At 68.4% G+C, this 25,731-nt stretch carries 25 protein-coding genes and 3 tRNA genes; 17 read left to right on the forward strand and 11 right to left on the reverse strand.

Translation table 11 applies throughout. The features are described 5' to 3' along the window. Positions 1 to 729: a maleylpyruvate isomerase family mycothiol-dependent enzyme gene (locus FOH10_RS30480; RefSeq protein ID WP_143983256.1), complete on the forward strand. Its 729-nt coding sequence runs from the start codon at positions 1 to 3 to the stop codon at positions 727 to 729. Positions 730 to 800: 71 nt separating this feature from the next. On the opposite strand, the gene hisC is transcribed toward FOH10_RS30480, so the two are convergent. Beyond that, positions 801 to 1,880 carry a histidinol-phosphate transaminase gene (gene hisC / locus FOH10_RS30485; protein ID WP_143983257.1) on the reverse strand — a complete coding sequence of 360 codons (1,080 nt, stop codon included), beginning with the start codon at positions 1,878 to 1,880 and terminating at the stop codon, positions 801 to 803. 64 nt (positions 1,881 to 1,944) lie between these two features. Between hisC and FOH10_RS30490 the strand changes: the two genes are divergently transcribed. The 4 genes from FOH10_RS30490 (at position 1,945) to FOH10_RS30505 (ending at position 3,920) form a co-directional block, all read left to right on the forward strand. Beyond that, entirely contained in the window at positions 1,945 to 2,634 is a 690-nt protein-coding gene (locus FOH10_RS30490) for a dienelactone hydrolase family protein (RefSeq protein WP_143983258.1), read from the forward strand. 107 nt (positions 2,635 to 2,741) lie between these two features. Then, positions 2,742 to 2,831 (forward strand) — tRNA-Ser (locus FOH10_RS30495). Between the two features lie 36 nt (positions 2,832 to 2,867). After that, positions 2,868 to 2,940 (forward strand) — tRNA-Arg (locus FOH10_RS30500). Between the two features lie 245 nt (positions 2,941 to 3,185). Beyond that, positions 3,186 to 3,920: a helix-turn-helix domain-containing protein gene (locus FOH10_RS30505; RefSeq protein WP_143983259.1), complete on the forward strand. Its 735-nt coding sequence runs from the start codon at positions 3,186 to 3,188 to the stop codon at positions 3,918 to 3,920. Between the two features lie 9 nt (positions 3,921 to 3,929). On the opposite strand, the gene FOH10_RS30510 is transcribed toward FOH10_RS30505, so the two are convergent. From FOH10_RS30510 to FOH10_RS30525, 4 genes are all read right to left on the reverse strand, one after another. Beyond that, positions 3,930 to 4,964, reverse strand: coding sequence for an alpha/beta hydrolase (locus tag FOH10_RS30510; protein ID WP_186000630.1), 1,035 nt, complete (start codon positions 4,962 to 4,964; stop codon positions 3,930 to 3,932). 251 nt (positions 4,965 to 5,215) lie between these two features. Beyond that, positions 5,216 to 5,303: transfer RNA gene (locus tag FOH10_RS30515), tRNA-Ser, on the reverse strand. Positions 5,304 to 5,402: 99 nt separating this feature from the next. Next, complete coding sequence (locus tag FOH10_RS30520; RefSeq protein WP_081592153.1) at positions 5,403 to 5,816, reverse strand: MarR family winged helix-turn-helix transcriptional regulator; 414 nt, start codon at positions 5,814 to 5,816, stop codon at positions 5,403 to 5,405. Between the two features lie 136 nt (positions 5,817 to 5,952). Then, positions 5,953 to 7,128, reverse strand: coding sequence for an alpha-hydroxy-acid oxidizing protein (locus tag FOH10_RS30525; protein ID WP_143983260.1), 1,176 nt, complete (start codon positions 7,126 to 7,128; stop codon positions 5,953 to 5,955). 313 nt (positions 7,129 to 7,441) lie between these two features. Here FOH10_RS30525 and FOH10_RS30530 point away from each other — a divergent pair, with 313 nt between their 5' ends. Beyond that, positions 7,442 to 8,443, forward strand: coding sequence for an NAD(P)H-quinone oxidoreductase (locus FOH10_RS30530; RefSeq protein ID WP_143983261.1), 1,002 nt, complete (start codon positions 7,442 to 7,444; stop codon positions 8,441 to 8,443). Positions 8,444 to 8,618: 175 nt separating this feature from the next. On the opposite strand, the gene FOH10_RS30535 is transcribed toward FOH10_RS30530, so the two are convergent. Continuing rightward, positions 8,619 to 9,824, reverse strand: coding sequence for a cysteine desulfurase-like protein (locus FOH10_RS30535; RefSeq protein ID WP_039808579.1), 1,206 nt, complete (start codon positions 9,822 to 9,824; stop codon positions 8,619 to 8,621). A 110-nt stretch (positions 9,825 to 9,934) separates the two neighbouring features. On the opposite strand from FOH10_RS30535, the gene FOH10_RS30540 reads away from it, so the two are divergent. The 7 genes from FOH10_RS30540 (at position 9,935) to FOH10_RS30570 (ending at position 16,342) form a co-directional block, all read left to right on the forward strand. Further along, the gene (locus FOH10_RS30540; protein ID WP_029930374.1) at positions 9,935 to 10,531 is read left to right on the forward strand and encodes a bacterial proteasome activator family protein; all 597 of its coding nucleotides are present in this window, start codon (positions 9,935 to 9,937) and stop codon (positions 10,529 to 10,531) included. Between the two features lie 280 nt (positions 10,532 to 10,811). Then, positions 10,812 to 11,645 carry a galactan export ABC transporter permease subunit Wzm/RfbD gene (wzm, locus tag FOH10_RS30545; RefSeq protein WP_052373382.1) on the forward strand — a complete coding sequence of 278 codons (834 nt, stop codon included), beginning with the start codon at positions 10,812 to 10,814 and terminating at the stop codon, positions 11,643 to 11,645. 4 nt (positions 11,646 to 11,649) lie between these two features. Continuing rightward, positions 11,650 to 12,471, forward strand: a complete 822-nt coding sequence (wzt, locus tag FOH10_RS30550; protein WP_143983262.1) for a galactan export ABC transporter ATP-binding subunit Wzt/RfbE — start codon at positions 11,650 to 11,652, stop codon at positions 12,469 to 12,471. Then, positions 12,468 to 13,394 carry a galactofuranosyltransferase GlfT1 gene (glfT1, locus tag FOH10_RS30555; protein ID WP_143983263.1) on the forward strand — a complete coding sequence of 309 codons (927 nt, stop codon included), beginning with the start codon at positions 12,468 to 12,470 and terminating at the stop codon, positions 13,392 to 13,394. Before wzt ends, glfT1 begins: the two co-directional genes overlap by 4 nt. A 221-nt stretch (positions 13,395 to 13,615) precedes the next feature. Further along, positions 13,616 to 14,749 carry a ribosome small subunit-dependent GTPase A gene (gene rsgA, locus FOH10_RS30560; RefSeq protein ID WP_244962135.1) on the forward strand — a complete coding sequence of 378 codons (1,134 nt, stop codon included), beginning with the start codon at positions 13,616 to 13,618 and terminating at the stop codon, positions 14,747 to 14,749. Between the two features lie 197 nt (positions 14,750 to 14,946). Continuing rightward, a complete protein-coding gene (locus FOH10_RS30565) occupies positions 14,947 to 15,795 on the forward strand; it encodes an SDR family oxidoreductase (RefSeq protein ID WP_143983265.1) in 849 nt (282 codons plus the stop codon). 91 nt (positions 15,796 to 15,886) lie between these two features. Then, the gene (locus FOH10_RS30570) at positions 15,887 to 16,342 is read left to right on the forward strand and encodes a hypothetical protein (protein WP_143983266.1); all 456 of its coding nucleotides are present in this window, start codon (positions 15,887 to 15,889) and stop codon (positions 16,340 to 16,342) included. A gap of 42 nt (positions 16,343 to 16,384) precedes the next feature. Here FOH10_RS30570 and FOH10_RS30575 read toward each other — a convergent pair whose 3' ends face one another. Both FOH10_RS30575 and FOH10_RS30580 read right to left on the reverse strand, forming a co-directional pair. After that, positions 16,385 to 16,885, reverse strand: coding sequence for a hypothetical protein (locus FOH10_RS30575; RefSeq protein ID WP_143983267.1), 501 nt, complete (start codon positions 16,883 to 16,885; stop codon positions 16,385 to 16,387). Next, entirely contained in the window at positions 16,882 to 17,259 is a 378-nt protein-coding gene (locus tag FOH10_RS30580) for a hypothetical protein (protein WP_143983268.1), read from the reverse strand. The genes FOH10_RS30575 and FOH10_RS30580 overlap by 4 nt, the downstream gene beginning before the upstream one ends. A 21-nt stretch (positions 17,260 to 17,280) precedes the next feature. On the opposite strand from FOH10_RS30580, the gene FOH10_RS30585 reads away from it, so the two are divergent. Next, positions 17,281 to 17,871: a TetR/AcrR family transcriptional regulator gene (locus FOH10_RS30585; protein WP_143983269.1), complete on the forward strand. Its 591-nt coding sequence runs from the start codon at positions 17,281 to 17,283 to the stop codon at positions 17,869 to 17,871. A gap of 97 nt (positions 17,872 to 17,968) precedes the next feature. Here FOH10_RS30585 and FOH10_RS30590 read toward each other — a convergent pair whose 3' ends face one another. Next, positions 17,969 to 19,873 (reverse strand): glycosyltransferase, encoded by a 1,905-nt coding sequence (locus FOH10_RS30590; RefSeq protein WP_143983270.1) that lies wholly within the window; start codon positions 19,871 to 19,873, stop codon positions 17,969 to 17,971. Between the two features lie 123 nt (positions 19,874 to 19,996). Next, a complete protein-coding gene (locus FOH10_RS30595; protein WP_244961442.1) occupies positions 19,997 to 20,491 on the reverse strand; it encodes a GtrA family protein in 495 nt (164 codons plus the stop codon). Between the two features lie 246 nt (positions 20,492 to 20,737). Between FOH10_RS30595 and FOH10_RS30600 the strand changes: the two genes are divergently transcribed. Together FOH10_RS30600 and FOH10_RS30605 are read left to right on the forward strand one after the other, a co-directional pair. After that, positions 20,738 to 21,712 (forward strand): glycosyltransferase, encoded by a 975-nt coding sequence (locus tag FOH10_RS30600; RefSeq protein WP_143983272.1) that lies wholly within the window; start codon positions 20,738 to 20,740, stop codon positions 21,710 to 21,712. After that, positions 21,709 to 23,505, forward strand: a complete 1,797-nt coding sequence (locus FOH10_RS30605; protein ID WP_143983273.1) for a DUF2142 domain-containing protein — start codon at positions 21,709 to 21,711, stop codon at positions 23,503 to 23,505. Before FOH10_RS30600 ends, FOH10_RS30605 begins: the two co-directional genes overlap by 4 nt. 63 nt (positions 23,506 to 23,568) lie before the next feature. Here FOH10_RS30605 and rfbB read toward each other — a convergent pair whose 3' ends face one another. Next, entirely contained in the window at positions 23,569 to 24,573 is a 1,005-nt protein-coding gene (gene rfbB / locus FOH10_RS30610; RefSeq protein ID WP_143983274.1) for a dTDP-glucose 4,6-dehydratase, read from the reverse strand. 425 nt (positions 24,574 to 24,998) lie between these two features. On the opposite strand from rfbB, the gene FOH10_RS30615 reads away from it, so the two are divergent. Then, complete coding sequence (locus FOH10_RS30615) at positions 24,999 to 25,697, forward strand: DUF8020 domain-containing protein (RefSeq protein ID WP_029930390.1); 699 nt, start codon at positions 24,999 to 25,001, stop codon at positions 25,695 to 25,697. Positions 25,698 to 25,731: the final 34 nt, after the last annotated feature.

The following is a 25,731-nucleotide window of genomic DNA, read 5'->3' on the forward strand; positions in this document are numbered from 1 at the left end:
GTGACCAGCGACGCACCGGAATTCACCGCGATCCCCACGCAGCTCGACACTGTCGCCACCGCGACCGAGCGCCTGCTCACCACCGTCGCCGACCTGCGCGACGCCGATCTGGTGGAACCCTCGCTCCTGCCCGGCTGGACCCGCGGCCATGTGCTGTCCCATCTGTCCCGCAATGCGGACAGTTTGGTCAACCTGCTGCTGTGGGCCCGCACCGGCATCGAGACCCCGCAGTACGCCAGCGCGTACCTGCGCGACGCCGATATCGAGGCCGGTGCGCCGCGTCCGCTGCGCGAACAGCTCGACGATCTGCGGGCCGCCTCCGACCGCTGGCTGGACCTGGCCCGAGTGCTGCCCGAGGACCGCTGGGCCACCTCCGTCCGCAACCGCCAGGGCACGGAGATCCCGGCCACCCGCATCGTGTGGATGCGCCTGCTCGAGGTGGAGATCCACCATGTGGATCTGGCGGTGGCCTACTCCCCCGCCGACTGGCCCACCCCGTTCACCACCCGCCTGCTCACCGAGGCACTCGCCGACCGCGCCCGCACCGCCGCCCCCGACGCGCCCGGTTTCACCATCACCGCGACCGATACCGGCTACACCGCCACCGTCGGCTCCACCGCCGTCACCGAAATCACCGGTACCGCAACGGCTCTCGCCACCTGGCTGATCGGCCGCTCGGACGGCTCGGACCTGAACGGCGATCTGCCCGATCTGACCGCCTGGAAGTGAACGCCGTTGTCCCGCACCGCATCAGGTGCGGGACAACCGCTCAGCACTCGTGATACTTCACCGCGGCGGCGTCAGCTCAGGAAGCGGGCGACGGTATCGGCGTGGGTGGCGAAGGCGAGGAACAGGTCGTTCTCGTGTGGGTCACCGGCGGTGACGCGGACGCCGTCGATGCCGTAGGGGCGGACCAGGACGCCCGCCGCGGCGCTGGCCTCACCGTATTCGGCGCTGCGGTCGCCGAGGGGGAGCCAGAGGAAGTTGGCGTGGCTGTCGGCCACCCGGTAGCCCGCCGCTGCCAGGGCCGTGCGCATGCGCTCGCGTTCGGCGATCACGGCGTCGGTGCGCTCCAGGAGTTCGTGGCGGGCGTCCAGTGAGGCGATGGCGGCGGCCTGGGCGAGCCGGTTGACGCTGAACGGAACCCGCACCTTCATGAGCGCGGTGACCACGGCCGGATCGCCCACGGCGTAGCCGACGCGCAGGCCCGCGAGCCCGTACGCCTTCGAGAAGGTGCGCAGCACAAGCACATTCGGGCGGGTGCGGCCGAGTTCGACACCGTCGGGATGCTGATCGGCCGGGAAGCGCAGGTATTCGTAGTACGCCTCGTCCAGGACCACCAGCACGGTGTCCGGGATGGCGTCGAGGAAGCGTTCGACGGCGGCGCGGCCGTGCGCGGTCCCGGTCGGGTTGTTGGGGTTGCACACGAACACGGCCCGGGTGTTCGGGGTGACGGCCGCGGCGAGAGCGTCGAGATCGTGCGCGTAGCCGTGGTCCAGCGGCACCTGGACGGCGCGCGCCCCGGCGATGCGGGTGACGATCGGGTACGCCTCGAAGGAACGCCACGCGAACACCACCTCGTCGGTGTGCTCGCCGCAGGTGATCTGGATGATCTCCTGGCACAGCGCCACACTGCCGCAGCCGACCGCGACGTTCTCGATGCCGACGCCGTGGAATTCGGCGATGGCGGTGCGCAGTTCGGTGGCGGTGATATCCGGGTACCGGTTGACCTGTTCGGCGGCCTCGGCGATGGCCTTGGCCACCGACGGCAGCGGCGGGAAGGTGGTCTCGTTGCTGGCCAGTTTCACCACACCGGGCAGGCTGCGGCCCGCGACGTACGCGGGGATGGCGTCGAGGTCCGGACGAATGTGCGCGCTCACGCCTCCACCCTATGTCGGCCCAGGATTTATCCGGAACTTTACCTAGCTTCACTACCCTGGCTTTATGTCGGGCGTTTACCGAGATCTGGCCCCCGTCCACGACACCACGAGGGTCCCCGTCACCGTGATCGAACCGGATGGTCACGCCCGGGGCGGCATCGTGGTGCTGCACGAATCACGTGAGTTCACCGATCCATTGCTGGACATGATGCGGTCCCTGGCTGACGACGGCTGGACGGTGCTGGCCCCGGACCTGTTCCACCGCACCAATGGCGCGCAGGCCGACAAGGTCTTCGGCGACGACCTGTTCGCCGACTTCGACGCCTGCTTCGACTGGCTGATCGGACACGGCGTCTTCCGCGACTGTGTCGGCGTGCTCGGCTTCGACTCCGCCGGAACCGCGGCCCTGCTGGTGGCGACCAGCCGACCCATCGGCGCGGCCGTGAGCATCGCCGCGCCCGGTATCGACAGCCCGCTGACACCGCAGGCCGACGCCCTGGTCCACGCCGCACCGAAACTGAAGGCCCCCTGGCTCGGCCTGTACGGCGAGGACGACCCCGTCACCCCGCCCCACCATGTGGAACAGCTGCGCGACGCCGCCGCCCGCGCCGCCGTCGCCACCCTGGTGGTCAGCTACCCCGGCCTGCGCCACCGCCCCGACCATCCCGGCTTCGATCGCGACGCCTTCGACGACGATGCGGTCATCGACGCCCAGACCCGAATCTTCGACTGGTTCGACAGCCACCTCCGCTGACCCCCATTTCATTCCTCTGACCAGCCGTTTTGCGTCTTGGTCGGCTGCTGTGTAACCTTTGTCCCCGGCGGTTCGAAAGGACCGGCGGCCTCGCAAGAAGGCGTCCAGGAGGCGTGCCAGAGCGGCCGAATGGGACTCACTGCTAATGAGTTGTCCCTTCACGGGGACCGGAGGTTCAAATCCTCTCGCCTCCGCCAAGCCCGGTTCGCCGGGCGTCACAAATGAATAGTCCTGCGCCCGTAGCTCAACGGATAGAGCATCTGACTACGGATCAGAAGGTTGGGAGTTCGAGTCTCTCCGGGCGCGCAGTGAAAGACCCCCGCTGCCAATGGCTGTGGGGGTTTTCGCGTTTCCGGGTGGTGGTTCGGGTTGCTCGGACGGGGGTCGGTGCGCTCCCCTCCAGGGCACCGACCCCCGGTGCGCGGGCTCGATCGAGCTCCGGATAGAGCCTGGTTTCCGGTGGCGGTGGTGTCAACGCACCGGAGTCGCAGTACGGGTGCGACTTCGGGTCGGGGACGCTGTGAGTTGGCCTACAGGAGAGTGGAAGTTCGATGTCCAGAGGGCGGTTGGCCGAGTTCGTGCGGACCCGGCGGAAGGCGCTGGGGATGACGCAGGCGCAGCTGGCGGCGACGACCGGGTGGTCGAAATCCTCGATCGAGAAGGTCGAGGCGGGACGGCTGGTTCCGAGTCTGGAGTTCGTGGGGGCACTGTTCGACGCGCTCGCCATCGCCTACCTCTATCGGGAGCGGATCATCGCCGCCCTGTATCCGGGGACACTCACCCGCATTCTGGGGCCGTCACCGAGCCGACCCGATGCCGACGCCCTCGCGGACCTGGAGGATCTGCCGTATCCGGCGGCCTACCTCACCCTGCCCGAGGGCGATGTGCTCGGCGCCAATTCCACGTGGGCCGAGACGTTTCCGGGGATGGGGACCACAGCGAATCTGCTCACCTGGCTGTTCACCGCACCGCAGGCGAGCGAGATCCTGCCGACCTGGGAGCGGCTGGCGCACGGCTTCGCTTACGGACTGCGCGTCATGGGTCCGATCTCGGTGCCGGAGACCGCTGTCACCGAGCTCGTCGACCGCTGTAGCGCACATCCGGACTTCGAACGCATGTGGACCACCGATCCACCCGACCCCGTCGCGGCGCGGCCGGAGCTGCCCGTCGTATCGCCCGCCACCGGGGAGGTCCGGAGACTGTGCGTCAAGATCGACAAACCGCATTTCCCGTTCAGTTCCTGGGTCACCTACCGGCTCGTGCCGATACGTGACGACACGCTCTGACCGCGGCGGTCAGCCGATACCGAGCCCCGCGGCGAGAGTGGGCCAAGCGCGGGGCAATTCGTCGCGCCAGTACGGCCAGGAGTGGGTGCCGGTGGGGCGGAGGTTGGCGGTGATGGGGATGCCGATCTGGCTGAGGCGGTCGATGAGTTGGAGGGTGCAGGCGTAGGCGCCGGCCTCCAGGGGGCCGCCGAAGAGGATGGAGTCGGGGTATTCCGGGGTGCCGGGGAGGTCGTGCAGGCCGGGCAGGCCGATACCGGCGGAGAGGTAGATGCTGGTGCCGCGCAGGGCTTCCGCGTGGGCGTGGACGTCGTGGGCGGCCCACTGGGGGTCGTCCTCCTCACCGAACATGTTGGCGGTGTCGCCGCCGTCGGTGGTGACGACGGCCTGAGCCTGGGCGCGGCCGTAGTCGGAACTGACCGCGTAGCAACCGCTGTGGGCGGCGATGGCGGAGAAGTGGCCGGGGCGGCGCACGGCCAGCATCATGGCGGCCTCCGCGCCCATGGAGACGCCCTGGACGGCGTAGCGGCCGTTGCCGTCGAAGTGGGCGTCGATCAGGGGCGGCAGTTCGCGGGTGAGGAAGGTCTCCCACTGATTGACGCCGAGATGCGGATCAGGGCGTTTCCAGTCGGTGTAGTAGCTGGACGCGCCGCCGAGGGTGAAGACCACGTTCACCGGCTTGTCGGCGAAGAATTCGAGGGCGCCGCCTCGGGCGGTCCAGTTGTTCACGTCCTCGGCGGCGCTGCGGCCGTCGAGCATGTAGAGGGTCGGGCGGGGTCGGCTGCGGTCGGCGGGCAGCAGCACCTGAACGGAGACGACACGGCCCATGGCCGGGGAGCGCACGAAGACCGTGAGGAAGCGGTCGTCGATGGGTTCCACCCGTTCGATGGCGGGCGCCGCGGCGACGGAGACCTCCGGGACGGCCGAATTACCTTCCGCCGAACCGGAATCCGCGGGTGGGCGGGCGGCGACCGGAGACGCCGCACCGAGTATCAGTGCGGCGCAGGCGATCGCGCCGACGAGACGACACCACTGGTGGCGGGGCACGGTCGCCAGTGTGCCAGAGGCATCGTGAGGCAAGCCTGACGCCGAAGCGATCGTGTCGTGACACCGCACACAAGCCGACCGATCGGAACACTGGGGTGCGGCGGCTTACGCGGGGAACGAGTTCGGAAGCGGCCGAAGGGCTTTCGTCGGTGGCACCGGAGGGGTGATCCGATCCACCGGCCGCCCGTCGACCGCTGTGGTGACCGGCGGTCGGCACCGGTTTCGGGAACTGGTTCCGACCCGCTCGGACTTGGCGGAAGCGGAGGGATTTGAACCCCCGGTCGCTCTCACGACGCTCGCTTTCAAGGCGAGTGCATTCGGCCGCTCTGCCACGCTTCCAGGGCACCGATATTAGCAGTGGTGGATTGATCGCCCCCGCCGCGCTCCGGGCCGGCCGCGTGGGGGCGGCGGCTCGGAGCGGATCGGCGAGATCGGTGGTTACGGGGGTGGGCGTTGGTCGAGGGCGCGGCCGATCAGGGTGAAGGCGGCGGCTACGGCTTCCAGTTGCTGGGGGGTGAGGAGGTCGATGAAGTCGCGGTGGACGGCGTCGACGTGGCCGGGTGCGGCGGCGCGCAGGCGGCGCATGCCCTCCTCGGTGAGGTGGGCGCGGACGCCGCGGCCGTCCTCCTCGGCGGAGGTGCGGCGCACCATGTGCTGGGCTTCCATGCGGCGGATCTGGTGGGTGAGGCGGCTGCGGGAGGACAGCACGCCGTCGGCCAGGTCGCTCATGCGCATGGCGCGGCCGGGCGCCTCGGACAGTTTCACCAGGATGCGGTAATCGGCCAGGGATAGTCGGCTGTCGGCCAGCAGCTGCCGGTTGAGTTCGGCCATGAGGCGCTGCGAGCCTTCCATATAGGCCCGCCACGCACGCTGCTGCGCCGGGGTGAGCCACCTCGGTTCGGTCGCTGTGCGACCCCCGGGACCGTCGACCACCGGCTCATTGTATTCCGGCGCTCCGGCCGGTCTGGGTGCTGCCGAGCGCATGGTGTCAACGGAAGGAGGAGATCATGGTGCGGGACAGGTCGCCGACCGACGTGCAACCCGAAAGCCCCATGGCCGCATCGAAATCCGCGAGCAGGCAGCGCAGCGCGTGGCGGACACCGTCGGCTCCCGCGATGCCGAGACCGTACGCCCACGGCCGCCCGTGCAGGACGGCCTTCGCACCCAGCGCCAACGCGACCATGACATCGGACCCGGTGCGGATCCCGGAGTCGAAGAGCACATCGGCCCGGTCGCCGACGGTCGCGACAATGGTCGGCAGCGCATCGAGGGCGGCGACCGCGCCGTCCACCTGGCGGCCGCCGTGATTGCTGACGATCACGCCGTCGGCTCCGGCGTCCACGCACTGGCGGGCGTCGTCGGGGTGCAGGACGCCCTTCACCGCGATCGGCAGCTCGGTCCATTCGCGCAGGTGGCCGATATCGGCCGGGCGCAGGGCGTGATTGCCGAAGAGTCCGGCCCAGGTGAGGATGGCATTGCGCATGGCCTCCTCGCCCTCCTCGGGCGCGGCGGCCAACCGGGCCCGGAAGACCGGATCGGACAGGTAGTTGGCGATGCCCTTGCCGTGCAGGAACGGCAGATGTCCGTGCTCGAGGTCGCGCGGCCGCCACCCGAGCGCGGGGGTGTCGACGGTGACCACGATGGCCTTGGCTCCGGCCTTCTCGGCGCGCTCGACGAAGGAGCGGGCGAGTTCGGGATCGTTCGGCCAGTACAGCTGGTACCACCAGTCGCCCGCCCGCTCGCCCACCTCCTCGATGGTGGAGGAGGCGGCGGTGGACAGCACCATGCCGATGCCCAGCTCCCGGGTCACGTCGGCGACCACGGTCTCACCGCGCTCGTGCAACAGCCCGAGCACGCCGATCGGCGCGGTCAGCACGGGCGCGGCGAAGCGGGTGCCGAGCACCTCCACCGACAGGTCACGGACACCGGGTCCGGTGGCCCCGCGCAGCATGCGCGGCAGCAGCCGGTATGTGTCGAAGGCGGCGAGATTGGCGGCGGCGGTGCGTTCCGCCGAGGCACTGCCCGCCACATAGGCGAACGCCGCGGGGTCGAGCACCTCCCGGGCGCGTGCTTCCAGTCCGGCCGCGGTCATCGGTAGTGCGGGGACGGTACCGCCGAGGCCCTGAAAGTAGATCTCGAACTGGAAGTCGACGAAACTGCTCATTCACGAGACGCTAGTGGTTTGGACCACACGGCGCGTCGACGTCGGAAAACCTTGCGGAAATTCGGCTCTCCGGTCGCAGGATCAGCGGCGGCGCACCCGTACCAGGGCGCGCGACGAGGTACCGGCCAGCGGTGCGGACACGGCCATCATGAGCAGCATTCCGAACATGGCCAGCGTCACGATGAATCCCACCATGGGAACTCCTTTCTCGAGCTGCGGGTCCCAGCCTGCCGGTAGAAGCTGACAGGATGCTGTGCGCTGCCCGAGCGCTGGATGGGAATCCGGCAGCGGCGGGCGTCGTAGGCTCGCTGGTATGTACGCGGTGACTCTGGACGGATTCGGCGGGCCCGAGGTCATGCGGTGGGCGGAGGTTCCCGACCTGCCCGCGCCCGGGCCGGGTGAGGTCGCGATCGAGGTGGTGGCCGCCGGGGTCAACCGGGCGGATCTGCTGCAGCGGCAGGGGTTCTATCCGCCGCCGCCGGGAGCCAGCGAGATCATCGGGCTGGAGTGCTCCGGCGTGATCGCGGAAGTCGGTGCGGGAGTGCGGGATCTGCGCCCCGGCGACCGGGTGTGCGCGCTGCTGTCCGGTGGCGGGTACGCCGAGCGCGTGGTGGTGCCCGCGACACAGGTGTTGCCGGTGCCGGCGGAGCTGGATCTGGCCGCCGCGGCGGCGCTGCCGGAGGTCGCGGCCACGGTGTGGTCGAATCTGGTCATGCGGGCCGGGCTGCACGCCGGGCAGTTGCTGCTGATTCACGGTGGCGGCAGCGGGATCGGGACGCACGCCATTCAGGTGGCGGTGAGCCGCGGGGCGCGGGTGGCGGTGACCGCCGGTTCGCGGTTGAAACTGGACGCCTGCGCGGAATTGGGCGCGAGCATTCTCATCAATTACCGGGAACAGGATTTCGTGGAGGTGCTGCGGGCGGAGGGTTCCGGCGCGGACATCATTCTCGACGTGATGGGCGCGTCCTATCTGTCTCGCAATGTCGACGCCTTGGCCGAGGACGGGCAGCTGGTGGTCATCGGCATGCAGGGCGGCGTGAAAGCCGAACTGAATCTGGGCGCGCTGCTGGGCAAGCGCGGCACCATCCACGCCACCAATCTGCGCCGCCGCCCCGCCACCGGACGCGGCTCCAAGGCCGAGATCATCGCCGAATTGCGGCAGCACCTGTGGCCCCTGGTCGCCGACGGGACGGTGACGCCGGTCGTGCACGCCGAGCTGCCGGTGACCGAGGTGGGCGAAGCCCACCGGCTGCTGGACTCCGACAAGACGGTGGGCAAGGTCATCCTCGCGATCGGCGAGAGCACACACCGATGAGCGGGCCCCTGCGGGTTCGGCGGAACGGGTACCGCAACGCCGTTCACCCGTGATCGCGCGACGGTGGCCGACCCACCCGGATGGCGCTGATGGGCGAATGGCACTTATCAGCCATGGGTCACGCACGGGCCGAGCCCGTACCCGCCCCGACGGCGGGTGCTGTTCGCCGCGACCGCTAGGTGTCGAGCGCCGCGAGCGCGCGGCCTAGTTGGTCGATCTCGAATCTGGTGGTGTACGGGGCCAGGCCGATGGTGACCGCGCCGCCTTCGTCGTTGACGCCGAGGGCGTCGAGCAGGCGGCTGCCGCCGTGTGACCCGCTGAGGGTGCCGATGCGGGCGTCGGCCAGTTTGGCCGAGACCTTCTCGGCCTGCATGCCCGCGATGGTGAACGACACCGTGGGGATGCGGGTGGAGGCGCGGCCGATGACGGTGAGGTTGGGGATGGTGTCCAGGGTTTCCATGAGGTGCTCGAAGAGCTGGTCGTGGTAGTCCTGCAGGGAGGTGATGGACATCTCGAGGCGTTCACGGCGGGTGCCGGTGGCGCGCTCGTCCAGGCCGGCCAGGTAGTCGATGGAGGTGGTCAGCCCGGCGAGCAGGGCATACTGGTGGCCGCCGACCTCCAGCCGTTCCGCACCCTTGGCGTAGGGGTTGAGCGACATGGAGGGGATGCGGTCCAGGAAGGCCGGGTCACGGAACACCAGCGCGCCGATCTGCGGGCCGCCCCAGGCCGGGGCGCTGAGCGCGACGACGTCGGCATTCAGTTCGTCGATGTCGATGAGCGCGTACGGGGCGGCGCCGAAGCAGTCGGCCACCAGCAGGCCGCCCACCTCGTGCACCCGGTCGGCCGCCACCCGCACCGCCGGGGCCGAACCCACGATCGGTGACGCCGCGGTCAGCGCGACCAGCCGGGCGGTGGGTCCGATCAGCTCCTCGAACTGCCACGCGGGCATTTCGCAGGTCTCGATCTCCACTTCCGCCCAGCGCACGTGCGCGCCATACCGATTCGCGATCCGCAGCCACGGCGCGACATTGGCCTCGTCGTCCAGACGCGACAGCACGATCCCGGTGCCCAGACCCAGCCGGGAACTCAGCGACTCGGCCAGCCAGGCCAGCAGCACCGCCCGGTCGGGGCCGAGCACCACGCCCGCCGGATCGCCGCCGACCAGGTCCGCGACCGCCTCGCGGGCGGCCTCCAGGATGGCGGCACTGCGCTTGGCGGCGCCGTGCCGGTTGGTGTGCGAGAAGGCGGAGGTCCGGAAACCTGTTGATACGGCCCGCGATACCGAATCCGGGACCAGCATGCCGGCTTGCGGGTCGAGATGGATCCAGCCGTCGCCCAGGGACGGTATGAGGCCCCGCACCCTTGCGACGTCGTAAGTCATGCAGGCCACTCTAAAGGCAGTTGCCAGACCGGCGTAACCGTGTTGCTGTGTTCGACTCCCGTCGGCGGGTGCCTTAGCGCGTTCGACCGGGAGACGGCAGGATAGGGAATATGACGCAATCGGACGGGACACCGGATTCCATTGTCGTGATTGGTCCCGAGGGCCGACCGTTGATCATTCCGGCGAGCGCGCAATCGGGTTCGACCGGCGACGAAGCGCTCACCGGCGATGTGATGGGCGACGACAAAACCGGCGAATCCGACGAAAAAGAAGAGTCGCTCGCCGATATGGTCGAGCAGCCCGCCAAGGTCATGCGCATCGGAACCATGATCAAACAGCTACTCGAGGAGGTCCGGCACGCGCCGCTGGACGACGCCAGCCGCACCCGCCTGGCCGAGATCCACCGCACCTCCATCCAGGAACTGGAGCAGGGCCTCGCCCCGGAGCTGCGCGACGAGCTGGAACGCCTGGCCCTCCCCTTCAGCGACGAGACCGTCCCCTCGGACGCCGAGCTCCGCATCGCCCAGGCCCAACTGGTCGGCTGGCTCGAGGGCCTCTTCCACGGCATCCAAACCGCCCTCTTCGCCCAACAGATGGCCGCCCGAGCCCAACTCGAGCAAATGCGCCAACTCCCCCCAGGCACCCACACCCCCGACCCCCGCCACCCCGGCGGCGGCGTAACCGGCGGCAGCGGGCAGTATCTCTGATCTGAACACCGGGTTGGGAGCGCCCGCGCTCCCAACCCGCCCGACACCAGCCACACCAGCACCCCGCTGCATCGAACGTGACAACTGATCTCGCACGATGCGGGTAACTCCCCGGGTACGCCCAGAATTGACTCGGCTCCCAACGCAGGCACGGATGCACAACAGCCAACGGCTGACGGCCGCCCGCTGAAGATTCGGGGAGGCGGTACAGTCAGGTGCTGTGCCTGCTGCTGCTCCCACCGACTCGGCGACGCTCGAGGCGCCCACCGCCGACTCCCCGGTGCCGCTAGTGTCGGACTCCCAGTCGTTCCGCCGTGCGTTCAAGGATTTCCGCCAGGGCTTCTCCCAGCGCGAGTTGTGGCTGTCGCTCGGCTGGCAGGACATCAAGCAGCGCTACCGCAGATCGGTGCTGGGACCGTTCTGGATCACCATCGCCACGGGTATGCAGGCGACGGCGATGGGCATCCTCTATTCCACGCTGCTGGATCAGCCGCTGCGCGAGTACCTGCCCTATGTCACGGTCGGCCTGATCGTGTGGGGCGTGATCTCGGCGAGCATCCTCGAGGGCTCGGATGTGTTCATCGCCAACGAGGGCCTCATCAAGCAACTGCCCTCGGCGTTGAGCGTGCACGTCTACCGGCTGGTGTGGCGGCAGTTCCTCTTCTTCATCCACAACGCCGCCATCTACATCCTGATGCTGGTGCTGTTCGGCGTGTGGCGGAATCTGGACTGGACCATCCTGCTGGCGATTCCGGGCATTCTGCTGCTGTTCCTGAACGCCATGTGGGTGACCATCTTCTTCGGCATCTTCAGCACCCGCTATCGCGATATCGCGCCGATCCTCGGCAGCACCACGCTCATGCTGTTCGTGCTCACCCCGGTCATGTGGACCACCAAGGCGCTGCACGATCAGGGCGGCGCGGTGAGCGAGCGCGCGAAACTGGTGGAGTTGGTGCCGACGTATCACTACCTGGAGATCGTGCGCGCCCCGCTGCTGGGCGACCCGATCCATCTGCGCAGCTGGATCGTGGTGGCGGTGATTACCGTTGTCGGCTGGGCGGTGGCGATACTGGCTATGAAGCAATTCCGTTCCCGCGTCCCGTACTGGGTGTGATGGCATGACCGAACATGTGAGTATCGAGACCCAGAACGCGTGGGTGGAGTTCCCGATCTTCGACGCCAAGTCGCGGTCGCTGAAGAAGGCGTTCCTCGGCAAGGCGGGCGGCGCGATCGGGCGCAACCAGTCCGATGTGGTGGTGGTGGAGGCGCTGCGCGACATCTCGCTGTCCTTGAAGGAGGGCGACAAGGTCGGTCTGGTCGGCCACAACGGTGCGGGCAAATCGACGCTGCTGCGCCTGCTTTCGGGCATCTACGAGCCGAGTCGAGGCACCGCGTGCATTCGCGGCCGCGTCGCGCCGGTCTTCGATCTGGGCGTCGGCATGGATCCGGAGATCTCCGGGTACGACAACATCATCATCCGCGGCCTGTTCCTCGGGCAGACCCGCAAGCAGATGCTCGCCAAGATCGACGAGATCGCCGAATTCACCGAGCTGGGTGACTATTTGGAGATGCCGCTGCGCACCTATTCCACCGGCATGCGGGTGCGCCTGGCCATGGGCGTGGTCACCTCCATCGACCCGGAAATCCTGCTGCTGGACGAGGGCATCGGCGCGGTCGACGCGGAATTCATGAAGAAGGCGCGGGTGCGCCTCCAAGAACTTGTTTCACGTTCGGGCATCCTGGTATTCGCCAGTCATTCGAACGAATTTCTTGCCCAGTTGTGCGATTCGGCATTGTGGATCGACCACGGGCATGTTCGGATGCACGGCGGAATCGAAGAAGTGGTGCGCGCCTACGAGGGCGACGAAGCCGGGGATCACGTGGCGCATGTGCTGCGTGAACTGCAACGCGAACGTGAGATGGAGCGAAATCCCGCATGACCGATCAGCATTCGCCGATCTACGACGGTGCCAGGATCATCGCGGTGGTGGTCACCCACAAGCGCCGCGAACTGCTCGCCGAGTCACTGAAGGTACTCAGCGCGCAGACTCGCCCCATCGATCACCTGATCGTGGTGGACAACGGCAACGAACCCGAGGTCGGCGAGCTGGTCCGGGAGCAGCCCATCGAGACCACCTACCTGGGCTCGGAACACAATCTGGGCGGTGCGGGCGGTTTCGCGCTGGGCATTCTGCACGCGCTCACCATGGGCGCGGACTGGGTGTGGCTGGCCGACGACGACGGTCGGCCCGAGGGCCCGGAGGTGCTGGAGACGCTGTTCGACTGCGCGAAGCGGCACGGTCTGGTCGAGGTGTCGCCGGTGGTGGCGGATATCGACGAACCGGATCGGCTGGCCTTCCCGCTGCGGCGCGGCCTGGTGTGGCGGCGGCTGCGCTCCGAACTCGGCGAGGAGGATTTCCTGCCGGGTATCGCCTCGCTGTTCAACGGCGCGCTGGTCTCCGCGGAGGCCGTGGATGTGATCGGCGTGCCGGATCTGCGGCTGTTCGTGCGCGGTGACGAGGTGGAGGTGCATCGGCGGCTGGTGCGCTCCGGGCTGCCGTTCGGCACCTGCTTGCAGACCGCCTACCTGCATCCCAACGGGTCGGCGGAGTTCAAGCCGATTCTCGGTGGGCGCATGCACACCCAGTACCCGGACGATCCGGTGAAGCGGTACTTCACCTACCGCAATCGCGGGTATCTGATGTCACAGCCGGGGATGCGCAAGCTGCTGCCGCAGGAGGTGGCGCGGTTCGGGTGGTTCTTCCTGATCCAGCAGAAGGACCCGGCCGGACTCATGGAGTGGCTGCGGTTGCAGCGGCTGGGCCGCCGCGAACAGTTCCACAAGCCGACGCCGGAAAAATAGGTTGCGGTCGTCGCCCCGCCGCTGGCAGGGTGATGCCGTTCGTTGTCGGGCTCGCGGTCGGTGACCGCTCGAGGAGAGATGGGAGGTGGATACACGTGCGAACGACACCGCGGATTGTCGTGCCGGGGCGAGGTTTCGCCCGGATCGTATCCATCTCCACTTGCCCGCACTGAGTCCCGGGAAGGGCTCGGTGCCCTATCGAGGACTCTCCCATCATGTCTGTGGTCGATTACGACCTGCTCATTCCCTACGGCTGGACTCCGGCCGTCGCCGCCGACTGCCTGCCGCTGCTCGGCGACACCCTCGTACCGGCCCGTGTGCTGCGCATGGAGCGCAGCGAATGCGAAGTGGCGGTACCGATTTCCGATACCCGACTGCCCGACCGGATGACGGCGGTGGTCGTGCGCGCCCGCTGCCCGCGCGCCGACTCCGAGGTGAGCGGGCTGTGCACCGGCGACTGGGTCGGGTTGGGCAGTGACTCCGGTGCGCGGCCGGATACCCGGCGGATGTTGAACGACGCGGTGGTGCGCATGCTGCTGCCGCGCCGCACCGCCATTGTGCGGGCGGCGGTGTCGGGGCATTCGGATTCCCGGGCGCGGTCGGCCGATCAGGTGCTGGCGGCCAATGTGGACACCGTGCTCATCTGTTCGCCCGCCGACGGCGATGTGGATCTCGGGCGGATCGAGCGCCTGCTCGCACTGGCCTGGGAATCCGGGGCGCGACCGGTGGTGGTGTTGACCAAAGCCGATGCGGCCGTGACCGTTCCGCTGGAGCAGGTGCGGGCGGTCGCGCCGGGGGCGACGGTGCTGGGCGTCAGCGCGTCGACGGGACTGGGGATGGATGTGCTCGTGTCGGTGCTGACCGGCACGGTCGCGCTCATCGGTCCGTCCGGAGCCGGAAAATCCACGCTCGCCAACGCACTGCTCGGCGCGGAGGTGTTCGCCACCGAGGCCGTGCGCGCGAACGACAAGCGGGGGCGGCACACCACGGTGCACCGGGAGCTGCGCCCGCTGCCCGGCGGGGGCGCGCTGATCGATACGCCCGGATTGCGCTCGGTCGGCCTGTGGGATGCGAGCGCGGGTATCGGCCGCACCTTCAGCGATATCGAATCCCTCGCCGCGGCATGCCGTTTCAGCGACTGCGCGCACGAACGGGAGCCCGGGTGTGCGGTTCGGGAGGCCCTCGATTCGGGTGCGCTGCCGCAGCGCCGCTTCGACAGCTACCGCAAGCTTTCGCGGGAGAACGAGTGGATGGCGGCGCGGACCGATCACCGGCTGCGGGCGGAGCGCACGAAGGTCCGGCGGGATATCGCCAAGCAGCAGCGGCGCATGTACAAGGACCGCGGCCACCACTGAGGGCGAGAACCGCGACGGTCGGCGGGGGCGCCGCCGACCGTCCGGTCTTTCAGCATCGGTCGTGCGGTCACTATGCACCTAGTTGCATATAGACCGACCGTGGCTTAGTGTCCGATTCGGCAGGTTTTCACCCCGTTCGCGTGCCGACGCGCGGATGATCGAAACGGGGCGAAGGCAGACGAACAGGAGTGGTACCCATGACAGACGCTGCGAAGCCGCTGGCGGGCAAGACCATGATCATGTCGGGTGGCAGCCGCGGGATCGGGCTGGAGATCGCCCGGCGGGCGGCGGCGGACGGGGCGAACATCACGCTCATCGCCAAGACCGATACGCCGCATCCGAAGCTGCCGGGCACCATCCACACCGCGGCGGCCGAGTTGGAGCAGGCGGGCGGCCAGGTACTCAAGTTCGTCGGCGACGTCCGCGACGACGAAGCGGTGGCCGAGGCGGTCCAGCTCACCACGCAGCGCTTCGGCGGCATCGACATGGTGGTCAACAATGCCTCGGCCATCGACCTGTCGCCCACCGAGGTGCTGCCCATGAAGAAGTACGACCTCATGCAGGACATCAACTGCCGAGGCAGCTTCCTGCTCTCCAAACTCTGCATCCCGGCGCTGAAGGATTCCGCCGCGGCGGGCCGCAACCCGCACATCCTCACCCTGTCCCCGCCGCTCAACCTGGACCCGAAATGGGCGGGCAGTTCACTCGGCTACACCATCGCCAAATACGGCATGTCGCTCACCACGCTGGGATTGGCCGAGGAACTGCGCAAGTACGGCATCGGCGTGAACTCGCTGTGGCCGCGCACCACCATCGCCACCGCGGCGGTGAAGAATCTGCTCGGCGGGGAACAGATGATCGCCACCTCCCGCACGCCGGACATCTACGCGGACGCGGCCTATCTGGTGCTCACCTCCCCTGCCAAGGACACCAGCGGCAATTTCTTCATCGACGACGAGGTGCTGGCGGCGCACGGGGTCACCGATCTGGACAGGTACCGGGTGGTGCCGGGCGATGGGCCGTTGACCACGGATCTCTTCCTGTGAACGAAACAGCTTGCGTCGCTGCGTAACTGAAATGATCTTCGCCCGATAAGCCTTCGGTAAGGAAGTTTTCAGACCGAAGGAGGCAATTCCTATGGGGCAGAGACGTTTTCTCATCGGGATCGGCACCGCCACACTGTTCGCGGGTGCCGTCGCCATGACGGCACCCGCCGCGACCGCTCAGGAACTCGCGCCGGGCGTCTCCTGCGACGGTTTCACCTGTCGCAACGACACCGACGACACGTACCGGATCGACTCGGTCGCGACCTGCGGGGTAGGCGGCAACACGATCTACGACAGTGTGCCGGTATCCACCTATGTATCGCCCCGCGCGACGGTGGACGTGCAGGTGAACTGCCCAGCCTTCACCGAGCCGGGCAGCTGGGAGTCGCAGCCGCCGACGACGCGGCTGGACGGGACCGTGGACGTGCCACCGCCCGTATTCGAGCCGGGTCGCCCGGTGCCGACGTTCGCGCAGACCATCCGTCACGACCACGCCGAGGTCGACAACGATCCGCCCGCCTCGGGCCCCAGCGGCTCCGCCGGCTGATCGAGACGGCCCGACCCCTCGGCTCTCCGCAGCGCCGAGGGGTCAGGCCGCCGCCCGTGCCTCCCGCTCGGCCAACTCCTTCAGGGTGAGCAGCTGCTTGCGCATCATGACGAAATCGCCGAATGCCAGCGGGACGGTGATGACGCGCGGCCCCCGGAAGAGCACCCGGACATGCAGGCGGCTGCCCGCGTCCGCGTGCACCCGCACCGCGTAGGTGACCGCCACGTGCGACGTGCCCAGGGTGATGTGCTCGCCGGGCGTGAAGTCGACGAGGTCGAACGCGCCCATGAAGCGTTGCCCCACCGCCAGATTCGTCAATTCCGGATCGCGTACCCGGGGGCTGCGGCGGCCGAAGTTGTCGAGCAGGTCGTAGCTGTACGGGGACTTGCGCAGCTGGCACAGCCAGGCGAAGACCACGGAGGGCGGGGCGTCGATGGCGACCGCCCGGTCACAGATCAACGACGGCCCGGAAATCAGGCTGTCGCAGGGCATGCGCGCGGCGAGTTCGCCGGAGTCGGCGCCCCACACCTGTCCGGGCGTCATGACCGGGCCGCCGCGGCCGCGGTGCGGCGCAGCAATCGCCGCACGACGAAGGCGTGCGCGCCGGTCCCGATGACCAGCGCGCGGTAGAGCTTTCCGATACGGCCGTGGAATGCGGCGCGGCTCTCGGCGGTGAGCCGGGTGCGGTGCGCGTCCACCTCCTCCAGCCGCCAGGTGATGCCGTAGCTGGTGATCCGATTCGCGCCGGTGAGCGTCAAACGTCGGGGCGGCTCGGCCTCGTCGAGCCCGAATCCGTGCGGCAGTGTGCTGAGATCGTCGGGATTACCGCTGGCCGATCGCAGCAGGGCTGCCCAGGTCCGTTCCCGATCGGCGGCGACTATCCTGGAATGCTGATCAATATAGGGCAAACGCTCCATATAGAAGGACTGTACTAGTTCATGGCACCTCCCCGGAAGCACGACACCGACGTGATCCTCGACGCAGCCCGCTCGCTGGTGCTGCGTGACGGCCCGCGCGCGGCCTCGGTGGCCGCCATCGCCGAGGCCAGCGGCGCGCCCGTGGGCACCCTCTACCACCGCTTCGGCAACAGAAACGGGGTTCTCACCGCCGCGTGGATCCGCGCGCTGGAGCGCTTCCAGGCCCGGGTGCTCGAGGCCGCCGCCGTGGACGATCCGATCGAGGCGGCGGTGGCCATCTGCGCCGCCTCCGTCGCCTTCGGCCGCGAATCCCTCGACGATGCCCGCCTGCTGCTCAACCTGCGGCCCAGCGACCTGCTGGACGGGGCACCCGACACCGCGTTCGGCGACCGCCTCACCACCATGAACGCGCCGCTCATCGAGCACCTGCACCGCATCGCCCGCGGCATCTACGGCAGCGACGGCCCGCGCGAACTCGACGCGGTGGCCCGCGCCATCGTCGACCTGCCCTATGCCGCCATCCGCAGGCACGCCCACGGCGACGGCCTGCCCGACTGGCTCGAAGCAGACCTGCCATCGGCCACCCGCGCACTGCTCACCGCCGCGCGGTAGGCCCTGAAACCCGGTTGCAGGTGCGCGGCGGGCGTGGCAGATTCAATGGGGCGAAGCGTCGCCGGATCGCTGTGGGGGCGGGGGGATCAGCGCGTCGTCACTCGGCGTCGATGCCGTAGAGGCGCTCCCAGTTCCGGCGGCTGGTGAGTTCCGGCATGGCGGCGCGGTAGCGGCGTTGCAGGTCGGGGAGTTCGCGGCGGAGCTGCCGCAGCACCCGGATGGCGCGCAGCAGCAGGCGGCGGGCGGTGGCCTTGTCCCGCTTGCGGATTCGGACGCCGGACTGCGAGGCGTCGGTGACCACCACGTGGTCGAACAGCGAGATGTGCCACCAGTGCGCGTCCTCGCGGGTGACGCCGACCGGTCCGGGCTGGGTGCGACCGGTCCACTGCGTGATGGCACGCTTGAACAGGATCAGCAGGGGGCGGCTGGGTTCACCGCCCGCGCGGCGGATGCCGATGTGCGCGTTGGGAACCGGGGCGGTGGCGGCCGAATGCTTGACGGTCTCCGGATAGTCGGCGCGGGAGGAGCGGGCGGCGGCGAGCGCGGCCTGGCCGCCGTCGCGCAGCGCCTCCGGCCCCTTCAGGTAGTCCTCGATGCCCTGGAGCGTGGTGTGCGCCAGGCCGTACTGCATGCCGACCAGGTACTCGCCGATCTCGCGGAGCAGTTGCCGGGTAACGGCTTTGGGGTCCAGGTCGGCGTGCAGCGAGGAGACGATGAGGGAGTTGCGCGAGGAGAAGTAGCGCGCCCAGTCGTCGAAGTCCTTCCAGTAGAAGTCCGCGTGCCAGACGGCGGCGCCCGGCAGGGTGACGGTGACGAACCCGTGCTCGCGGGCGCGCAGACCGTATTCGACGTCGTCCCACTGGAAGAAGATCGGCACCGGCAGCCCGATGCGCGCCACCACCTCGGCCGGGATGAGGCAGGTCCACCAGGCGTTGTACCCGGCGTCCACGCGGCGCTCCTGATGCTTCTTGAGCATGCTGGTGTTGCGCAGCGCCTTCGACACCTTCTGGCCGTGCCGCAGCTTGCCGAGATCGGTCTCCTCCGCACCGACGTTCAGGTAATCGGGGTTGTAGAGGAACAGCATCTGCGCGCCGACCAGCGTGGGTTCCACGGTCACGTTCGCGAAGGCGTTGAGCCGCAGCACCGTTTCGGGCTCGCACAGGATGTCGTCGTCCATGAGGATGACGTCGGCGTGCTCATTGGCCGCCGACACCTCGTAGAGCCCGCGCGTGAAGCCGCCCGCCCCACCGAGATTCGGCTGCCGGATGTAGCGCAGCTTGTCACCCAGACGCGGCTGGGTCTGCTGGAACAGCGGGCGGTCCTGCACCAGGTCGGTGCCCTGGTCGACGACGTAGACGGCGTCGATGGCGTCGAGCACGGTCGGATCCGAGGCCAGCGCCGCCACCGTGTGCGCGCAGTCCTCGGCCCGGTTGAAGGTGCAGATGGCGATGGCCACCGGGCGCACCCGCTCCGGCGCGGGCGCGGTCCACTGCAGGTCGCTGATCAGCACCTCACCGCCGACGGCGTCGATCTCCAGCCACATGGCCCCGCCGTCGACATACATGTCCAGGGCGGCGCGCAGCGCGACGCGGCCGCTCTCCCGGGTCTCCGCGGTGGCGACCACGCGCCGGTGCCCCGCGATGTCGGAGGCGGCCAGGCGGACCAGGGTCTTGCCCGTCACCTCCAGGGTGAGGGTGGCCTCGACCTCGGTGACCGTGGTCCAGCGCTGCCAGTAGCTGGCGGCGAAACGGCCGAAGTAGGTGTTGGTGTGCGCGCTCGCGCCCTTGGGCAGGCGCAGCGTGAAGCGTTCCCGGGTCGCCTTGCCGCCCTTGACGACCGCGTACAGATCGTCGCTGATACGCGGCGCGGGGCCGGTGAAGACGCCGCGCGCCAGCACGAGCCGCTCCGGTGCGGCGTGATCGGCACGCAGGGCCTCCGGCGCGGCCACGGTCTCCCGGTCGCTGATCTCGGTCACGGCCTGCCCACCCGACTGGTCCACCATGAATCCCTTATCCCTCGAATTACCACAGAAACCGGCTCAACCATGACGTGGACGCAGTTCCACGAACGCGCTCGGCGGGGCGAGAATATCAATGCGTCCGCCGCCGAGCACCGTGAACCCGCGCTAGCCGTCATTGTCGCGCGGGCCGGTGAATACGAACTTCCCGTACGCCCAGAATCGGAAGCCCATGGCCACCGCCTGGCCCACCAGAGTTCCGGAGATGTTGTCCGCCAAGGGACTGTCGAGCCCGAGCACATAGCGGGAGAAACCCAGGCAGCTCAGTTGCAGTCCGATGGCCATGACATTGAGCAGGGCGTAGACGAGGATGTGGCGGGTGCCGGTCTCGCCCCCGTGATCGGAGTAGGTCCACCATTTGTTGCCGAAATAGGTGACGACGGTGGCCACGCCGATGGCGATGATCTTGGCGGGCAGCGGGGCGTGGAACAGCGGGCCCTCGCCACCCCAGAACACGAGCACGTTGTAGGTGCCCGCGTCGACCAGGAATCCGATGGCGCCGACCACCAGGAAGGCGCCGCCCTTGCGCAGGAACGCGCGCGCCTTGCCGGTCAGGGACACGCCTCGATCCGGCTCGGTGACCGTGGGCTCACTGGTGGACACCGGGCCGACGGTACCGCAGAAACGGAGATGCGCGATCCGTCGCGGGCTCGAGACAGTCCGGACCGCGCACACCCGGCCGGGCGGCGGCAGCAGCGCCGTCGTACGGCGAGTCGGAGCCGACACGCGAGGCATGCGGCCTCGGGGTGCGGGTATGCCGGAGGGATGAGAGGGTGAGCGGGTGCGGCGGGGGTCACTGCCTGTACCCTCCCGATGTCGTTATCCCTTCCGATCGCAAGGATTGACCGGGTGGAGTCCACCGAGCTTCGCATTGCCGCCATCGTGCCGTGCCACAACGAAGAGGCCGCGGTGGCGAAGGTCGTCACCGACCTGAAGGCCGCCGTGCCGGGCATCGTCGTGTACGTCTACGACAATCTGAGCACCGACGCGACCGCGGAGCGGGCGCGCGAGGCCGGAGCGATCGTGCGGACCGAGTACCGCAAGGGCAAGGGCAACGTGGTGCGCCGCGCCTTCGCCGATATCGAGGCCGACATCTATCTGATGATCGACGGCGACGACACCTACGACGCCGCGGCCGCACCGCTGATGATCAAGACGCTGCTGGAGGGTCCGTACGACCACGTACTGGGGGTGCGGCGGGAACTCGCGGGCGAGTCCGCGTACCGGGTCGGTCACGAGACCGGCAACAAGGTGCTCAACGGCGTGGTCGGCAAGGTGTTCGGCGAGAACGTCGAGGACATGCTGAGCGGGTACCGGGTGTTCTCCCGGCGTTTCGTGAAGAGCTTCCCGGCGGTGTCGCGCGAGTTCGAGATCGAGACCGAGTTGACGGTGCATTCGCAGCATCTGCGGGTGCCGCAGACCGCGGTGCCGGTCGGCTTCCGGGATCGCCCGGCGGGCAGTGAATCCAAACTGCGCACCTATCACGACGGGTTCAAGATCCTGCGCCTGATCATCGGTTTGGCGCGGCACGAGCGGCCGGTCGCCTTCTACGGGCTGTTCGGCACGCTGGCCTGGCTGCTGTCGGTCGTTCTGATCGTTCCGATCGTGGTGGAGTTCTATCGGATTCACGAGGTGCCGCGATTCCCCACGCTGTTCCTCGGCTTCACGCTGCTGCTGTTCGGCACGCTCGCGTGGACGGCCGGTCTGATTCTCGACGGCATCAAGCGCTCCCGGCACGAGGCCGCGCGACTGATCTATCTGCGCTACTCGGCCGTCGGAGCCGGAGAACGGGAGCCCGAGCATTCCGGCGGTTCGCGCCGATGACCTCGGTATCCGACAAATCCGGCGCGGCGTCGGCCGGAGACTCGGCCGTGGAGTCGGAGAATGGCGCGGTGGAATCGAAGAACGGCAACGGGACGCGCGGCGACAGCACCGCGACGACCTCCGATACGACAGCCGCTGCCGCATCGGAAAGCGACGGACCGGCCGCTGCCACCGATACCCCGATCTGGGACGAGGTGCGGCGGCCGAACGCGGTGAGCGCCGCGAAACCGGCTGCGCCCGAAGACGTGAGCGCCACGTCGACGGCGACCGACGCGGCCGTCGCCGCCGACGAGCGCGCGCAGCCCGCCAAGGTGGGAGTCGGTGCGACGCGGGCCGGTCGGATGAGCGGCATCGTCGACGCCGTCGAACGGCGGTTCGGTACGGCGGCGCTGGCCTTCGTCGTGGTTGCCGGGGTCTTCGGGGCGCTGTTCGCCGTCGCCACCCCGCCGTTCTGGGGCCACGACGAGATCACCCAGTTCGGGCGGGCGTATCAGGTGGCGCACGGCGGGTTCACCCCCGAACAGATCGCCGACGATCGCGACGTGGCCTACGGCGGTCAGGTGCCGACCAGCATCGACGCGCTGATGAGCTACGCATTCCAGGACTACAACAACAATCCCGAAGAACCCGATCCGATGGTCGCCGATCCGGGCGTCTACGACCGCCTGGGCGCGGCACCGGTGACGTCGGAGACCCGGGATGTGTGGTTCACCAATACCGCCGCCTACTCCCCCGTTCCGTATGTCCCCGCGGCCCTGGGCATTCGGCTCTCCGAGGCGCTCGACCTGAGTGTCGGCGCGCTCAATACCGTGACCCGGCTGTCCGGTCTGCTGGCCTACGTGCTGATCGTCGGCTTCGCGCTGCGGACGCTGCGCGGGCACCGGGTGCAGTGGCTGGCGTTCACGGTGGCGGTGCTGCCCATCGCGGTCTTCCAGGCGGGCACGGTCACCGCCGACACCATGACCAACGCGCTGGCCATCCTGGTGTCGGCGCTGCTGGTGAAGGGGCTGTTCCTCGGCGACCGGCTGACCCGGCCGGAGACCGTCGCGGCGCTCACCGCCACGGTGCTGCTGCCGATCAGCAAGCCGACCTACGTGCTGCTGGCCATGCTGACCGTGCTGATTCCGGCGCGGCGCTACGGTCTGCGCGGACCGCTGCGCTTCCTGCCCTGGGTGGTCGCGGCCGTCGGTGCGGGCGTGTTCGCGGCGTGGATGAAGGTCGCCGCCCCGACCGGTGAGGGCATGAGCCTGATGCGGCCCCGGCACCAGTGGGGCACCGTGCGGCCGGGCGATCAGCTCTCGGAGATCCTGAGCGATCCGCTGCGCTTCCTGAGCGTGTTCGGCGACAGTGTGTGGCTGCGCGACCAGCGCTGGTTCACCCAGTTCTTCGGCGAACTGGGCTTCGCCTACATCGATGTTCCGGCCATCACGATGCTGGCCTGTCTGCTCGCCTTCGCGGTGAGCGTCGGCATTGCCGATCGTTTGCCGGGGGCGAGTAACGCGCGCACCGCCATTGTGGCGCTGACCGTATTGGCCAGCGTCGCCATGATCTACGTGACGCTGTACATGTCCTTCACCCCGGTGGGCTACTACATCATCGACGGTGTGCAGGGCCGGTATTTCGTGCCGCTGGCCATTGCCGCCATGGCGGTGGTGCTGCGCTGGATGCCCTTGCGGCTCACCGATTCCGAGGGGCGGACGCCGTCACGCGGACCGGCCGTCGTCATCGTGGCCGCCACCGTATTCGCGCTCATCGCCGCGGCCGCGAAATACTGCTCCATCGTCTGGGGCTGAGGTAGCCGGGGTAGAAGCCGCGCGGCGTGCGGGATATCGCGCGGCCTACCGGACTTCCGCGGCTTACAGAACCTTCTCGCCCGCGGCCGCGTAGGCGCTTTCGGTGGCGGCTTTCTGCGGCCGCCACCAGGATTCGTTGGCGCGATACCAGTCGATGGTGGCGGCCAGTCCCGCGCGGAAGTCGCGGTATTCCGGTGTCCAGCCGAGTTCGGTGCGCAGCAGCGTGGAATCGATGGCGTAGCGCTGGTCGTGGCCGGGGCGGTCGGTGACGTGGTCGAAGTCGTCCGGATCGCGGCCGAATGCCTCCAGAATGAGCCGCACCACCGATTTGTTGTCGCGTTCGCCGTCGGCGCCGATGAGATACGTCTGACCGATGCGCCCGCGCTCCAGGATTTCCCATACCGCGCTGTTGTGGTCGTCCACGTGGATCCAGTCGCGCACCTGATGTCCGGCGCCGTAGAGGCGGGGGCGGATACCGTCGATGAGATTGGTGATCTGCCGCGGAATGAATTTCTCGACGTGCTGGTACGGGCCGAAGTTGTTGCTGCAGTTGGACAGTGTGGCCCGGATGCCGAACGAGCGCACCCAGGCGCGCACCAGCATGTCGCTGGACGCCTTGCTGGCCGAATAGGGACTGGACGGGTTGTATGGCGTGTTCTCGGTGAACGCGGTCGGATCGTCGAGTTCCAGATCGCCGTACACCTCGTCGGTGGAGATGTGGTGGTAGCGCACCTGATGTTTGCGCACCGCCTGGAGCAGCGCGAAGGTGCCGACGATATTGGTCTGGACGAACGGCCACGGATCGGCGAGGGAATTGTCGTTGTGTGATTCGGCGGCGAAATGCACCACCGCGTCCACGCCCCCGACCAGCCGGTCCACCAGCGCGGCATCGGCGACGTCACCGTGCACGAACTCGATGCGGTCGGCCACCGGGTCCAGTGAGGCCCGGTTTCCGGCATAGGTGAGTTTGTCCAGCACGGTGACATGAACGCCGGGCCGTCGGTTCACGGTCTGATGAACGAAGTTCGCGCCGATGAAGCCGGCGCCACCGGTTACGAGCAGTCGCACAGCAGAACCCTACCGAGTTTCGCGGCGGGCCGGGGCGGTCAGGTAACCCGACGAGCACAGCGGCGGCGTTCCGGCTGCGCGCATTCGGATACGCGGTGGAAACACCGAATACCGCCGTAGGCTGGAATCCGCGCCGAAATGTCGCAATTTCGCCGCCAACTCGCGACATTCGCCCGATTCGGTCACGAATATACCTCGACTATTTGTGATCTCGAACACAAACTTGCCGGTCCGGATTGTCGATTCCGTCCGGAAGGTTCGAGAAAGCCGGTCGCGACCTGCGTGTTTCCAGGAGCCGACCAACGCGTACGGCGCTGTGGTGAACAAGAATTGAATGAACGGTCACAGTAGGTTCACCGATCGTTAGCTGACCTCGATTTGTATTCCCGTGTCCCCCCGAGCTCTTCGTATCGAGGTTTCAAAGAATGCTGATGAGGAAATTCGCCGCGACGTCGGCCATGGTTATCGCTGCCCTGGGCGTCACCGCGGGCACCGTGCACGCCGACCCGGCTCCGGCCCCCGCCCAGGGTGTCGAGGTCTCCTACGAGGTCAAGGAGAAGGCTCTCCAGATCTCGGCCGCCGGCGGCTCGGTCGCCGTCGAGGACGGTCTGTTCAAGATCAAGGATGCCAATGGCACCGTGATGGCCGGTGGCCCGCTCATGGTCCAGGTGGACGACTTCCTGTTCCCGGTCGCCGCGGAGATCAGTGGCAACACCGCCACCCTGACCCCCGAGATCGAGATGGACAAGGCCGTCTACAAGCCGGTCGCCCTGCCGTTCCAGGACCAGGCCGGTTTCAAGAACGAGTACGAGCGTGAGAAGGCCGCCTACTCGCGCATGAAGGACAACATCAGCATGGCCGCCACCCTGGCGGGCCTGACCACCACCGTGCTCGGCGGCATCGTCGGCTGTGTGCTGGGTGCTGCCGTCGGCCTCGCCGCCAGCCTGCCGATCGCGACCATGTTCGGCGCGGGCCCGGTCATCGGCTGCCTCGTCGGCGCCGCCGCCACCGCCAGCTTCGTCGGCATCGTCGGCACCATCCTGATCACCGCCCCGGTGGCCGTGGTCGAGATCATCAACTACTTCAACATCATCAACTCGCCCTTCGTGCCGCCGGCCAAGTAATCGGCAAGCGCCACAAGCGAACCCGCCCGGTCTG

The organism is Nocardia otitidiscaviarum (assembly GCF_007362295.1).
Lineage (GTDB): Bacteria > Actinomycetota > Actinomycetes > Mycobacteriales > Mycobacteriaceae > Nocardia > Nocardia otitidiscaviarum.